This is a genomic window from Pseudomonas sp. St316 (genome assembly GCF_018325905.1).
GTDB lineage: Bacteria > Pseudomonadota > Gammaproteobacteria > Pseudomonadales > Pseudomonadaceae > Aquipseudomonas.
The window spans coordinates 827,438-840,666 of the sequence record NZ_AP021901.1; the positions used below are offsets into that span (position 1 = coordinate 827,438).

Consider the following 13,229-nt stretch of genomic DNA (forward strand, 5'->3'; position numbering starts at 1 on the left):
AGTGTTGACCTGCATGGCCTCGTTCCCATCCGGAGCGGGGCCATGTGCGTTACCACGGCTTACGAGGCCGTTACCCCATGACAGACTCTGAAGTAAAAGCGCCAAAGATCGAATTCCCCTGCGCGGATTATCCGATCAAGGTCATCGGCGACACCGGCGTGGGTTTCAAGGACCGGATCATTGCGATCCTTGAAAAACACGCCACCGTTGACCACAAGACCCTGGCCGAGCGCCAGAGTACCAACGGCAAGTACACGACGATCCAGTTGCACATCATTGCCACCGGCCAGGAACAGCTCTACGACATCAACAGCGAGCTGCGAGCGACCGGTTTCGTGCACATGGTGTTGTGATGCCGGGCACGCTGGGCTTTCGCGAGCTGGGCACGATGGCTTACGAGCCGGTCTGGCATGCCATGCAACGCTTCACGAACGAACGCGGCACCACCGCCGACGATGAAGTCTGGCTGGTGGAACACCCACCGGTGTTCACCCAGGGCCAGGCCGGCAAGGCCGAGCACCTGTTGCTGCCGGGGGATATCCCGGTGGTGAAGGTCGACCGGGGCGGGCAGGTGACCTACCATGGCCCTGGCCAGCTGGTCGCCTACCTGTTGCTGGATGTGCGCAAGCTGGGGTTTGGCGTGCGCGAGCTGGTCACCCGCATGGAGACATGCCTGATCGAGCTGCTGGCCAGCTATGGTGTGACGGCGGCGGCCAAGCCGGATGCGCCGGGTGTCTATGTCGACGGGGCGAAGATCGCCTCCTTGGGATTGCGAATCCGCCACGGCTGTTCGTTTCATGGCCTGGCGCTGAACGTGGACATGGACCTTGCGCCATTTCGACGGATTAATCCCTGTGGCTACGCGGGACTGGCGATGACCCAGTTGAGCGAGCATGCAGGATCGATTGAATTTGCCGAGGTAAGTGCCCGGCTGCGCGCGCAGCTCGTCAAACACCTCGACTATGCTGAGCAGACGACCCTCACGGGCGGAATCGACTGATATGACTACTGATGCAGTGCAAACCATGATCCCGACGCAGGACGTCACCGAGCGTCCGGCCCCACGTGCCAAGGTAGAGGCCGGCGTCAAGCTGCGCGGCGCCGAGAAGGTTGCACGCATCCCGGTCAAGATCATCCCGACCACCGAGTTGCCGAAGAAGCCTGACTGGATTCGCGTGCGCATCCCGGTGTCCCCGGAAGTCGACCGGATCAAGGCCCTGCTGCGCAAGCACAAGCTGCACAGCGTCTGCGAAGAAGCCTCCTGCCCGAACCTGGGCGAGTGCTTCTCCGGCGGCACTGCCACGTTCATGATCATGGGCGACATCTGCACCCGTCGCTGCCCATTCTGTGACGTCGGCCACGGTCGTCCGAAGCCGCTGGACACTAATGAACCGCAAAGCCTGGCCATCGCCATCGCCGACCTGAAACTCAAGTACGTGGTCATCACCTCGGTGGACCGCGACGACTTGCGTGACGGCGGTGCCCAGCACTTTGCCGACTGCATCCGCGAGATCCGCAAGCTGTCGCCGAACGTCCAGTTGGAAACCCTGGTGCCCGATTACCGTGGCCGCATGGACATCGCCCTGGAAATCACCGCCGCCGAGCCACCGGATGTGTTCAACCACAACCTGGAAACCGTGCCGCGCCTGTACAAGGCCGCGCGCCCGGGCTCGGACTACCAGTGGTCGCTGACCTTGCTGCAACGCTTCAAGCAGATGATGCCGCACATTCCGACCAAGTCTGGCTTGATGCTGGGCCTGGGTGAGACTGATGAGGAAGTCATCGAGGTCATGAAGCGCATGCGTGAGCATGACATCGATATGCTGACCTTGGGGCAGTACCTGCAGCCTTCGCGTAGTCACTTGCCGGTGCAGCGTTTTGTGCATCCGGATACCTTTGCCTGGTTTGCCGAGGAAGGGTACAAGATGGGCTTCAAGAACGTGGCTTCGGGGCCGTTGGTGCGGTCTTCGTATCATGCGGATGAGCAGGCTAAGTTGGTCAAGGCTGAGCTTTTGGGGGCCTGATTCGGTATTTTTGGGGCGGGTAGGTGGCGTACATATCCGTTGCTGCGGTAACGGCCACTTAGGGTTCCGCTCTTACAGCGGGTCACTTTTGGCAAACGCCCCAAAAGTAACCAAAAGGTCTTTGCCCCACCACTCGGTGCCTCGCCTAGGCTCGGCATGCCTTCACTCCGGCATTGGTTCGTGGGCCGCCGCGAAGGGCCATCCATGGCCCAGCGCGGCTAACCCGGCATCCATGCCGGGTTGCCCACGAACCAATGCCTGCGTTCAGCCATCGTGGTTAACGGGGCGCCTGAGATCAACGTCCTCTACGAGGCGGCCTTATAGCCGACCTGGCTCTTGGTGAGATCGCATTTCTCCTGTGGGAGCGAGCTTGCTCGCGATGGCGGTGGTTCGGATACATGGATGTTGAGCCTACTGGCCTCATCGCGAGCAAGCTCGCTCCCACAGGTTTTGCGGTGTATGTGGGTTTTGTGTCTGTGAAGATTCAGTGTGGGGGCGGTGTATATGGATTTTGTGTCTGTGAAGATTCAGTGTGGGGGCGGTGTATATGGATTTTTTGTCTGCTGAAGCTCCAATGTGGGAGCGAGCTTGCTCGCGATAGCGGTAGTGCAGCCACATAGATACTGGACATGCCCCCGCTCTTGCTTTGCTTTGCTTTGGATCTTGATCTGGACGCCCCGTTAAACCACGCTGGCCGAACGCAGGCATTGCGCAGTGGGCATCCCGGCATGGATGCCGGGATAGCCGCGCTGGGCCATGGATGGCCCTTCGCGGCGGGCCCACGGAGCAATGCCTGCGTTCGGGCATGCCGAGCCTGAGCGAGGCACCGAGTGGTGGGGCAAAGCGTTTTTGGTTACTTTTGGCGCTCTTCCAAAAGTGACCCGCTGTAAGAGCGGAACCATAAGCAGCCGTTACACAAAAAACGGATATACACACCAAGCAAGCGACAGCCCGGGAAACCCATGGCCCTAACCCCCCATCACTCCGTCCCAGCACTCCCCCCGAAGGCCTGATCGGAGTGATCGCCCCCGCCGGCCCCGCCCCGCTGGACACGGAAAAAGCCATCCAATGGATGCGCGCAAGGGGCCATGAACTGCGAATATTCCCAGGCGTCTACGAAAAGGACGGTTACCTGGCCGGCAACGACGAAGTAAGGCTCAACGACCTGCACGCCGCTTTCGCCGACCCAGAAGTAAGCGCGATCATCTGCCTGCGCGGTGGCTACGGCACACCGCGCCTGCTGGACCGCATCGATTTCGAACTCCTGCGCCGCAACCCCAAGCCATTCGTCGGCTACAGCGACATCACCGCCCTGCACCTGGCCATCAGCCGTTACGCAGGCTTCGTGACCTTCCACGGGCCGCTGCTCAACGCCGACCTGCTAGGCGACAAGGAACCCCCAACCGTCACCTCGTTCTTCAGCCTGCTGCGTGGACAGTCGAAGGCCGGCAGCGCGTTGGACCATCCCGCCGCCTACCCACTGACCACCGTCGAGCCGGGCATCGCCCACGGGCGTCTGCTGGGCGGCAACCTGTCGATCATTGCCGCGACCATGGGCACGCCTTATCAGATCGACGCCGACGGGGTAATCCTGTTCATCGAAGACGTCAACGAACCGCTGTACCGCATTGACCGGCTGTTGACCCAGTTGAGGCTGGCCGGCACGTTGGCAAAGTTGCGCGGTGTACTGGTGGGCGATGTGGCCGGGGTCGACGTCGAGGCGTTGAACCGCTTGCTCAAGCAGACCTTCGAACCGTTGCGCATCCCGGTGCTGTCTGGCTGGCGCAGCGGGCACTGCGATCCGAACCTGACCTTGCCCATGGGGGCGCTGGTGACGCTGGATGCGGGGGAGAAGCGGTTGGTGTTGGAGCAGGATGTGGTGATCAGTCGCTAGATTTTTGTTGCCTGATAGTCAGTCATCGCGAGCAGGCTCGCTCCCACAGGGTGATCGCATTCCTTCAGGTAAACACGGTCTAGTGTGGGAGCGAGCTTGCTCGCGATGGCGTCAGCGGCCATACGGCAATTCAGCGACTACGCAACGCCTCCAGCAACTGTTGCGTCGGATACCCATCCGCCGGCCAGCCGAACGACTGCTGGGCGCTGCGGATGGCCTTGCGAGTGTTGGCGCCGATGATACCGTCAGGGTTGCCCGCGTCGTAGTTGTGCTTGCCCAACAGGGTTTGCAGCTCGATGCGTTCGCTGCGGCTCAGGGGCAGGTCCTCCTTGGGCCATTGGCCGTAGACCAGCCCGCCGTCGGTAAAGCGCTTTGACAACAACCCAACCGCCAAGGCATAGGACGACGAGTTGTTGTACTTGAGGATGGCGCGGAAGTTATCGAAGATCAGGAACGCTGGGCCGCGATGGCCGGCCGGCAGCAGCAGGGACGCCGAGAGCTGTTTGTCATCCGGGGTTATTGGCAGGCCGCCATATTCTGAAACACCCAGTCGCTCCCATTCAGCAACAGGCTTGCGGATCGTGCCATCGGCCAGAGTGTAGTCGAAGCCCTCAGGGAGATCGACTTCGAACCCCCATGGCTGGCCACGTTGCCAGCCGGAGCTTTGCAGGTAGTGGGCGGTCGAGGCCAGGGCGTCGGTGGAGCTGCCCCAGATGTCGCGGCGACCGTCGCCGTCGAAATCCACCGCATGGGTGTTGTACGTGGTGGGAATGAACTGGGTCTGGCCCATGGCGCCGGCCCAGGAGCCGAGCATTTTTTCCGGCGTGATGTCGCCCTGTTGCAGGATTTGCAGCGCGGCGATCAGTTGCGCATGGGCAAAACCCGGGCGCCGTCCTTCGTAGGCCAGCGTCGCCAGGGAGTTGATCACCGACTTGCTGCCTTGGAACTGGCCGAAGTTGCTCTCCATGCCCCACACCGCCACCAGCGCCTCGCGATCGACGCCATAGCGCTGTTCGATGCTTTGCAGGACCTGGGCGTTCTGTTGGATCAGGCTCTTGCCTTTGTTGACCCGCAGTGGCGACAGCGCGCCATCGAGGTATTCCCACACGGGGCGAGTGAATTCCGGCTGGCTGCGATCGGCCTTGATCACGCTCATGTCCGGGCTGACGCCGACAAACGCACGGTCGAACAGGTCGCCACGGATCCCCGCAGCCAGTGCCTCCTTGCGAAACCCGGCCTGCCATTCAGCGAAGGTCTGGGTGGGCGCTATGGCCAGGTCTTCACCGGTCGGCACCAGCGGCGGCACGATGGCTGGAGCGGTCACGGCGGGGGCTGTCTGGAGCGGTTGGGCGTCGGCGGCAGTAGGTTTTTCGGCGCAGGCGACAAGCAGGGCAACGCTTGCGGCAACAATCATTTGGCGCAGTGGCCAACGATGGGAAAGACAGAAGGGCATGCACGGGTCCAGAAATACAAATCAGGTGCTGACCTTAACATGCGAAAGGGGCGTAGGGCTTGTCCTGGTGTTTCAAGCGGCCAGAAAGCAAGAAGCCTCCCAGTTGTCAGACTGGAAGGCTTCGCGGCGGTAGCTGCCTTTGCCCTTGGCGGGTCGTTCCTGGCGGCTGCGGAACAGGGGCTGGGCGACGATGGACTTGGCCTTGTTGGGGCCATGCCTGGATGGCTTTTTGCTCATGATCGGATCTCTCGTGGGGTGGTTTTGCGGGGTAAATGATGGGGCAGAGTTGGGGGGCTGTCCATAGGGTAAATGGAGGCGATATTTGTGGGATCAAGAGCGGAAAAGATCGCAGCCTTCGGCAGCTCCTACAGAAGTATGCATTTCCATTGTAGGAGCTGCCGAAGGCTGCGATCTTTTATTCCGCTGGCAACGCCAACCGCTGGCCCGCCATCAACAGCGACAACCGACTGAGGCTCATCCACGGTGAGCCGGCGGCCTGGCCCTTGATCTGCGCATCGATGCGCTGGGCTTCGAGCAGCAATTGCGCCCAGCGCGATGCGGAATAGCGTTGCAGGGCCTTGCTCATCAGCGGTTTGCGTTTGTCCCAGACGGGTGGGCGGGCCTGGCTGAAGGCCTTGTCCAGCGGCACGCCCTGGCTGTACTGCAGGGACAGGTTGGCCAGCAGGCGCAATTCCCGGGCCAGGGCCCAGAGGATCACCGGCGGCTCGACGCCTTCGCCCCGCAGGCCTTCGAGCATGCGCAGGGCATGGGCGGCCTCGCCGTTGAGGATCGCGTCGGTCAGCCCGAAGACATCGAAGCGTGCACTGTCGGCCACGGCAGCCTGCACCGTTTCCACGGTGATCTGCCCGCCCTCGGCCATCAGCTTGAGCTTTTCGATTTCCTGGGCGGCGGCCAGCAGGTTGCCTTCGACCCGGGCGGCAATCAGCTCCACTGCGTCCTGGTTGGCCGAGAGGCCGGCTTGAGACAGGCGCTGGCGGATCCAACTGGGCAACTGGCTGACATCCACCGGCCAGATCTGCACGAACTGGGTCTGCTGGCCTTCGACCAGGGCCTTGCCCCATTTGGTCTTTTGCGCGCTGCCATCGAGTTTCGGCAAGCTGATGAGCAGCACGGTGTCTTCGGCGGGCCGTGAGCAATATTCGATCAGCGCAGCGGCGCCCTTGTCACCGGGTTTGCCAGACGGCAAACGCAGTTCCAGCAGGCGTTTCTCGGCGAACAACGACATGCTCGCGCCGGCTTGCAGCAGCGTGCCCCAGTCGAAACTGGCGTCGGCGGCGAATACCTGGCGTTCGTCGAAGCCTTGCTGGCGCGCAGCAGCGCGGATGGCGTCGGCGGCTTCCTGGCACAGCAGCGGGTCATCGCCACTGATGATGTAGACCGGCGCGAGGGCACCTTGCAGGTGTTTACCGAGTTGGGCAGGGGCGAGCTTCATAAGAGAAGGCGAGCGGGGCGCCGGAGCGCCCCGCAAGGCTTATTCAGCCGGGATTTGCATCGGCGACTGCTGCGGGGTTTCCGCTTCAGCCTTGCGTGCTGCTTCCAGCGCATCGGCTTCGGCTTTGGCCTTGGCGTTGGCGGTCTGTTGCAACTGCTCCAGTTGGGCCGGGCTCAGCTGTTGCAGGCGCAGCATCATGCGCTGTACGAGTTCACGACGCATTTCGCCGCGCACTTCGATGGACTCCTGGTCGGAACCGGTAATGTTGTTGCCGTCGTGCAGGTAGACCTTCTGCACTTGCAGTTTGTCGTCTATCAGCACCAGGTTGTTCTGGCCGCGGATCTCATAGCTCAGCTCGTTATTGAGCTCGTACTCGGCGGAACGACCGGCACCGGCATAGCTCAGGCTGCGCTGGCTTTGCTGTTCACGGGTCAGTACCAGCTTGTACGGCGCCCCGGTGTAGACTTTCACACCGCTGTTTTCCAAGGTGTTGCGCAGCATTTTCACGGTTTCGCCATAGGCGTCCCGTGCGCTGAGATCCAGTTCCTTGATCGCCAGCTCGGTGGTGCCGGTGCCGCGCAGTTGGAAGCCGCAGGCGCTCAACAGGACCGCCAGGCCCACTACCAGCAGATTACGTTTGATCATCTTGTTGCTCCCCTTGAACCCTATGGGGGTCGACCATGCGACCCCGCAGGTTGTATTCGGCGCCAGGCTCAAGCCTCGCGCCCGATCCAATTAGCTTGCGACGATGTTGACCAGCTTGCCGGGTACGACGATCACTTTGCGAATCGTCAGGCCATCGACGAAGCGCAGCACGTTTTCGTTGGCCCGCGCAGCGGCTTCGACTTCTTCGCGCGTGGCGGCGGCCGGCATTTCGATCTGGCCGCGCAACTTGCCGTTGACCTGGATGACCAGGGTCAGGCTGTCCTGCACCAGCGCGGTTTCGTCCACCACCGGCCAGCGGGCGTCAATCACCGGGTCGGCGTGACCCAGGCGATTCCACAGCTCGTGGCTGATGTGTGGGGTGATCGGCGCGAGCAGCAACGTCACGGCCTCCAGGCCTTCGTGAACCAGCGCGCGATCCTGTTCGGTGCCTTGTGCGGCTTTTTCCAGCACGTTCATCAACGTCATCACCTGGGCGATGGCGGTGTTGAATTTGTGGTTCTGGCCGACGTCATGGCTGGCCTGCTTGATGGCCAGGTGGATCGAGCGGCGAATGGCTTTCTGCTCGTCGTTCAGGCCGGTGACGTCCAGTTTGCCCGGCAGGCCCTGGGTGACGTGGGCTTGCGCCAGGCGCCAGACGCGCTTGAGGAAACGGTGCGAACCCTCGACGCCCGAATCGGACCACTCTGCGCTCATGTCAGGTGGCGAGGCGAACATCATGAACAGGCGGCAGGTGTCTGCGCCGAACTGGTCGATCATCGACTGTGGGTCGACGCCGTTGTTCTTCGACTTGGCCATTTTCTCGGTGCCGCCGATTTCCACCGGCAGGCCGTCGGCGATCAGCTTGGCGCTGATGACCTTGGCTTTGCTGTCGCGTTCGAGCTCGACGTCGCTCGGGTTGAACCAGGTGTAGGCACCGTTGGCTTCGCGGCGATAGTACGTTTCGGCGATCACCATGCCTTGGGTCAGCAGGTTCTTGAAGGGCTCGTTGGAGCTCACCAGGCCTTCGTCACGCATCAGCTTGTGGAAGAAGCGCGCGTAGAGCAGGTGGAGAATGGCGTGTTCGATGCCACCGATGTACTGGTCCACTGGCAACCAGTGGTCAGCCGCGGATTTTTCCACCAGGCCGCCTTGATAGTGCGGCGAGGCATAGCGGGCGTAGTACCAGGACGACTCGACGAAGGTGTCCATGGTGTCGGTTTCACGCTTGGCCGGTGCGCCGCATTTCGGGCAGCTGCACTCATAGAACTCGGGCATGCGCGCCAAAGGCGAACCGGCGCCGTCGGGTACGACGTCTTCCGGCAGGACCACGGGCAGTTGATCTTCCGACACCGGTACGTCACCGCAGGTGTCGCAATGCACGATCGGGATCGGGCAGCCCCAGTAGCGCTGGCGGCTGATACCCCAGTCCCGCAGACGGAACTGGGTGCGCGAGGCGCCGAGGTTCTTCTTGATCAGGGCGACTTCGATGGCATCGAACGCGCCGGGGAAATCCAGGCCGTTGAACTCGCCGGAGTTGATCAGTTCGCCGTGCTCGCCATAGGCGTCCTGCCACGGAGCCGGGGTCTGGTCGCCGGCGCTGGTGCGCACCACGGCTTTGACGGGCAGGTTGTACTTGTGGGCGAATTCGAAATCACGCTCGTCGTGGGCTGGCACGGCCATGACCGCGCCGTCGCCGTAGTGCATCAGCACGTAGTTGGCGACCCATACCGGGAGTTTTTCGCCGGTGAGCGGGTGCTCGACGAACAGCGAAGTCGGCAGGCCTTTCTTCTCTTGGGTGGCGACGTCGGCTTCGGCGACGCTACCGCCCTTGCATTCGGCGATGAACGCTTGCAGTTCCGGGTTGTTGCGGGCAGCCAGGGTCGCCAGCGGGTGTTCGGCCGCCACGGCCACATAGGTGGCGCCCATCAGCGTGTCTGGACGGGTGGTGAAGACCTTCAGGGCGCCGGCTTCGCCAATGGAGGCGACGTCGTAGGGGAACTGCACTTCCATGCCCCGGGACTTGCCGATCCAGTTGCGCTGCATGGTCTTGACCTGCTCGGGCCAGCCGGTCAGCTCGTCGAGGCTCTCCAGGAGTTCATCCGCGTAGGCGGTGATCTTGAAGTAGTACATCGGGATTTCGCGCTTTTCGATCAGCGCGCCGGAACGCCAGCCGCGACCGTCGATCACTTGCTCGTTGGCCAGTACGGTCTGGTCCACCGGGTCCCAGTTCACGGTGCCGTTCTTGCGGTAGATCACGCCTTTTTCGAACAGGCGGGTGAACAGCCATTGTTCCCAGCGGTAGTAGTCGGGCTTGCAGGTGGTCACTTCGCGAGACCAGTCCACCGCCAGGCCCAGGCTGCGCAGCTGGCTCTTCATGTAGGCGATGTTTTCGTAGGTCCACTTGGCGGGGGCCACGTTGTTCTTCATCGCGGCGTTTTCCGCCGGCATGCCGAAGGCGTCCCAACCCATGGGTTGCAGGACGTTCTTGCCTTGCATGCGCTGGTAGCGGGAGATCACGTCGCCGATGGTGTAGTTGCGCACGTGCCCCATGTGTAGCTTGCCGCTGGGGTAAGGGAACATCGACAGGCAGTAGTACGTCTCCTTGCCTGGCTGTTCACTGACTTCAAAGGACTTTTGCTCGTCCCAGAACGACTGGGCGGCGGCTTCGATTTCACGGGGCTGGTAGTGTTCGTGCATGGCTACTTTTGTACTGAATGGGGTGGCCCAATCCTCTTCGTTGCCATGCTGGACGCAGACGACGCCGAATGCGGCGTTTTCGATGCCCAGCCAAGCTGGAAGTGGAGTTACAGGAAGCGCCGTAGCATACATGACCGCGCTCTGCCGAGGGAAACCCTGATTGTCTCCAAACCCTTGCTTACCATCGGCGATGACCGGCATTCAGGGCCGTTGGTCGCGGCGCCCTGCCGGTTTGCCCAGCGAAGCTAAGCTTCTCAATGGGGAGTGAGTCTTATCTTCAATGAGGTGAGGGATGGTTGAATCACAACGAAAAGTCGCTACACCTGAGTTGTACGAAAAACTGATCGATCGTCTCGGGGTGGCCCTGGACGCTGCAAGAACCGCCGGTCGCTTGCGTGATGAACGCCCGGTAGAGCTGGAACTGCGAGGCTTGAGCCCCGCGGAGTTCGAACTGGTCAAGGCTTACCTCGAACAGGCCGGACACCAACCCCCCACCAGTGGGGCCCAGGTACTCAAGCGTCTCGATGCGCCCCGTTCGGCCAAGGTTGTGTGGCTCAAGGACCGGACGCCTGACAAGGATGCTGTAAAGGTCCGGTCGCTGCAGTTCAAGTAAAGCCGGATTCACGCGTGTCGCTTTTTTTGGTTCAGGGCTTTTTCGAATCTGTTGTCGCTTTGCGTCAACCCCCTTAGGCTTCGGGCATCTATGGAGATGCCCGATGCCGTTTCGCTATTTCATCAAACAACTTCTATTGCCGCCCGGCATTCTTTTGCTGCTGTTGGCGCTCGCCTGGTGGTGGCGCCATTCTCGGCCGCGCCTGGCCCGGCTGTGTTTCGCCGTGGGCCTGGGCGGTTTCTGGTTGATGAGCCTGCCGGTGGTGGTGCAGTGGAGCGCCAGGGCATTGGAGCGTGAGCCGCCGCTGCTGCGCAGTGAATGGGCGACCCTGGCCCAGCGTGCCGACGCCATCGTGGTGCTGGGTTCCGGTCGCGAGCGCGGTGACCTGGCCTGGGGCGCCGATCAGCCCACGGGTGTCGGCCTTGAGCGCCAGCGTTATGCGGCGCGGCTGGCCAAGGCGTCGGGCTTGCCCGTGTTGACCACCGGCGGCTTGCATTACGGCACCCCACCCAGCGAGGCCAAGTTGATGGCCGACTCGATGCTGGAGGATTCCGGCGTCAACGTGCGCTGGCAGGAAGGACGTAGCCGCACCACCTGGGAAAACGCCCAGATGAGCGCTGAGATCCTGTTGCCGGAAGGCATCAAGCGGGTCGTGGTGGTCACCCAGGCCTGGCACATGCCGCGGTCGGTCTGGAGTTTCGAGCACGCGGGGTTTGAAGTGGTGCCGGCGCCGGTGGGTTTCCTGGGGCAGGACAACGCCCGGCCACTGGGCGGCTGGATGCCGGAGTTCAAGTCGATCTGGCAATCCGGGCAGTTGATGAATGAGGCGGTGGGGCTGGTGGGGTATTGGTTGTTCTATCGCTGAATGATCAGGGTGAACGCCACAAGGTTTTTCATTCACAGGGGGAACGAGTCAAACGGTCTTGGCCATCCGGCTCGCCATCAACGCCCAGCCCAGCAGCAATACGCACAAGATGATCAGCGGCCACGAGCGCCAATGCAGGTACGGCGTCAGCTCGTGCATCGGCACCACTTCGCCGTACAGGATGCCGCGCTCGAATTGCGGGATCTGTGCGGTGATCTGGCCGAAGGGGTTGATCAGGCCGGTGACGCCGTTGTTGGTGGCGCGGATCATCCAGCGGCCGGCTTCCAAGGCGCGCATCTGGGCCATTTGCAGGTGTTGCAATGGGCCGATCGAGGTGCCGAACCAGGTGTCGTTGCTGATGGTCAGCAACAGGTCGCTGCGCGCTGACAAGCCGGCGGCGAATTCCGGGTAGACCACTTCATAGCAGATGAACGGCGCGATCTGGTAACCCTTGGCTTGCAGCAGCGGCTGGTCGGCCGGGCCCCGGGCGAAGTCCGACATGGGCAGGTCGAAGAAGGCGATCAGGCCGCGCAGGATGTCCTGTAGCGGTACGTATTCGCCGAATGGCACGAGTTTCTGCTTCAGGTAGGTACCGTCGCCTTCGCCGGTGACGGTGATGCCGTTGAAATAGCGCTTCTCGTGGCGTACCAGTTGGCGAATCGGCACGCCGGTGATCAGCGCCGAATGCCGCTCGGCGGCGAAGCTGCCCATCATGTCCAGGTAACCCTGGGCAGATTCCTTGAGCACCGGCACCGCGGTTTCCGGCCAGATCAACAGGTCGACGCGCTTGGACGCAAAGCTCATGTCGCGGTACAGCGCCAATTGCGCGTTGAGCTGTTCCGGGTCCCATTTCATGCTTTGTTCGATGTTGCCCTGGATCGCCGCAACGCTCAGCGGGTCACCCGAAGGGCTCGTCCAGGCATGGCCCTTGAGGGCCATGCCGGCCACCCAGGGGCCGGCCAGCAACACCACGCCGGCCGCGATGAAGCCCTTGCGGCCGGTGCCGATCAGTCGGCGCGCGTTGTACAGCAACGCGGCGGTCAGGGCCAGGGTGAAGGAAATCAGCCACATCCCGCCCAGCGGCGCGAGGCCGGCCAGCGGGCCGTCAAGTTGGCTGTAACCGGAATACAGCCACGGGAACCCGGTAAGGAACCAGCCGCGGAAGGCTTCCTGGCCCAACCACAGCGCGGCGAATGCCAGGGCATCGGCCAGCGGCGCCTCGTTGCGGCGTAGCCAACGCGCCCAGAGCCAGGCGGGCAGGGCGAAGAACCAGGCGATGGCGGCGATGAACAGCAGCATCAGCAGCCCGGCAAGCAGCACCGAGGCGCCGCCGAAGTTATGGATGCTGACGTAGATCCAACTGGTGCCGGCACCGAACAGGCCAAAGCCGAAACACCAGCCACGGCCCAGGGCTTGGCGCGGCGACAGCTCGCGCAGCCCGGCATAGAACAAGCCGACCGCCAGCAATGCCAGCGGCCAGAGGTCGAACGGTGCCAGGGCCAGGGTGGTGATCGCGCCGGCCGCCACGGCCAGCAGGTTACCGGGCCAGCCGGGGCGGTTTATCCAGCGCATGTGTTTCCTTAGC

At 62.5% G+C, this 13,229-nt stretch carries 12 protein-coding genes; 6 read left to right on the forward strand and 6 right to left on the reverse strand.

Annotated elements, in window-relative coordinates:
• The first annotated feature begins 77 nt into the window (after positions 1-77).
• The 4 genes from KI237_RS03610 to KI237_RS03625 all read left to right on the forward strand — a co-directional run bounded on the left by KI237_RS03610 (position 78) and on the right by KI237_RS03625 (position 3,918).
• Positions 78-353 (forward strand): DUF493 domain-containing protein, encoded by a 276-nt coding sequence (locus tag KI237_RS03610; RefSeq protein ID WP_003185772.1) that lies wholly within the window; start codon positions 78-80, stop codon positions 351-353.
• The gene (gene lipB / locus KI237_RS03615; RefSeq protein ID WP_003205887.1) at positions 353-1,000 is read left to right on the forward strand and encodes a lipoyl(octanoyl) transferase LipB; all 648 of its coding nucleotides are present in this window, start codon (positions 353-355) and stop codon (positions 998-1,000) included. Before KI237_RS03610 ends, lipB begins: the two co-directional genes overlap by 1 nt.
• 1 nt (position 1,001) lies before the next feature.
• Positions 1,002-2,024: a lipoyl synthase gene (lipA, locus tag KI237_RS03620; protein WP_502937074.1), complete on the forward strand. Its 1,023-nt coding sequence runs from the start codon at positions 1,002-1,004 to the stop codon at positions 2,022-2,024.
• Between the two features lie 1,018 nt (positions 2,025-3,042).
• Complete coding sequence (locus KI237_RS03625) at positions 3,043-3,918, forward strand: S66 peptidase family protein (protein ID WP_249410691.1); 876 nt, start codon at positions 3,043-3,045, stop codon at positions 3,916-3,918.
• Between the two features lie 130 nt (positions 3,919-4,048).
• Here the strand turns inward: KI237_RS03625 and KI237_RS03630 are convergent, their stop codons facing one another.
• The 5 genes from KI237_RS03630 to leuS form a co-directional block, all read right to left on the reverse strand.
• Positions 4,049-5,371 carry a lytic murein transglycosylase gene (locus KI237_RS03630; protein WP_212798841.1) on the reverse strand — a complete coding sequence of 441 codons (1,323 nt, stop codon included), beginning with the start codon at positions 5,369-5,371 and terminating at the stop codon, positions 4,049-4,051.
• 72 nt (positions 5,372-5,443) lie between these two features.
• Positions 5,444-5,608: an alternative ribosome rescue factor ArfA gene (arfA, locus tag KI237_RS03635; protein ID WP_030140368.1), complete on the reverse strand. Its 165-nt coding sequence runs from the start codon at positions 5,606-5,608 to the stop codon at positions 5,444-5,446.
• 178 nt (positions 5,609-5,786) lie between these two features.
• Positions 5,787-6,824: a DNA polymerase III subunit delta gene (gene holA, locus KI237_RS03640; protein ID WP_212798842.1), complete on the reverse strand. Its 1,038-nt coding sequence runs from the start codon at positions 6,822-6,824 to the stop codon at positions 5,787-5,789.
• Positions 6,825-6,863: 39 nt separating this feature from the next.
• Entirely contained in the window at positions 6,864-7,469 is a 606-nt protein-coding gene (locus KI237_RS03645) for an LPS-assembly lipoprotein LptE (RefSeq protein WP_212798843.1), read from the reverse strand.
• A gap of 90 nt (positions 7,470-7,559) precedes the next feature.
• Positions 7,560-10,166, reverse strand: a complete 2,607-nt coding sequence (leuS, locus tag KI237_RS03650; RefSeq protein ID WP_212798844.1) for a leucine--tRNA ligase — start codon at positions 10,164-10,166, stop codon at positions 7,560-7,562.
• A 292-nt stretch (positions 10,167-10,458) separates the two neighbouring features.
• Between leuS and KI237_RS03655 the strand changes: the two genes are divergently transcribed.
• Entirely contained in the window at positions 10,459-10,779 is a 321-nt protein-coding gene (locus KI237_RS03655) for a hypothetical protein (RefSeq protein ID WP_024618430.1), read from the forward strand.
• Positions 10,780-10,882: 103 nt separating this feature from the next.
• Positions 10,883-11,644, forward strand: a complete 762-nt coding sequence (locus KI237_RS03660; RefSeq protein WP_212798845.1) for a YdcF family protein — start codon at positions 10,883-10,885, stop codon at positions 11,642-11,644.
• A 48-nt stretch (positions 11,645-11,692) separates the two neighbouring features.
• Here KI237_RS03660 and lnt read toward each other — a convergent pair whose 3' ends face one another.
• Positions 11,693-13,216, reverse strand: a complete 1,524-nt coding sequence (lnt, locus tag KI237_RS03665) for an apolipoprotein N-acyltransferase (RefSeq protein WP_212798846.1) — start codon at positions 13,214-13,216, stop codon at positions 11,693-11,695.
• Positions 13,217-13,229 lie beyond the last annotated feature (13 nt).

Bases quoted from the DNA above. Each gene is read 5' to 3' on its own strand.
- leuS (WP_212798844.1), bottom strand. From the start codon at position 10,166: ATGCACGAACACTACCAGCCCCGTGAAATCGAAGCCGCCGCCCAGTCG.
- KI237_RS03645 (WP_212798843.1), bottom strand. From the start codon at position 7,469: ATGATCAAACGTAATCTGCTGGTAGTGGGCCTGGCGGTCCTGTTGAGC.
- KI237_RS03660 (WP_212798845.1), top strand. From the start codon at position 10,883: ATGCCGTTTCGCTATTTCATCAAACAACTTCTATTGCCGCCCGGCATT.
- lnt (WP_212798846.1), bottom strand. From the start codon at position 13,216: ATGCGCTGGATAAACCGCCCCGGCTGGCCCGGTAACCTGCTGGCCGTG.
- KI237_RS03655 (WP_024618430.1), top strand. From the start codon at position 10,459: ATGGTTGAATCACAACGAAAAGTCGCTACACCTGAGTTGTACGAAAAA.
- arfA (WP_030140368.1), bottom strand. From the start codon at position 5,608: ATGAGCAAAAAGCCATCCAGGCATGGCCCCAACAAGGCCAAGTCCATC.
- lipB (WP_003205887.1), top strand. From the start codon at position 353: ATGCCGGGCACGCTGGGCTTTCGCGAGCTGGGCACGATGGCTTACGAG.
- lipA (WP_502937074.1), top strand. From the start codon at position 1,002: ATGACTACTGATGCAGTGCAAACCATGATCCCGACGCAGGACGTCACC.
- holA (WP_212798842.1), bottom strand. From the start codon at position 6,824: ATGAAGCTCGCCCCTGCCCAACTCGGTAAACACCTGCAAGGTGCCCTC.
- KI237_RS03630 (WP_212798841.1), bottom strand. From the start codon at position 5,371: ATGCCCTTCTGTCTTTCCCATCGTTGGCCACTGCGCCAAATGATTGTT.
- KI237_RS03610 (WP_003185772.1), top strand. From the start codon at position 78: ATGACAGACTCTGAAGTAAAAGCGCCAAAGATCGAATTCCCCTGCGCG.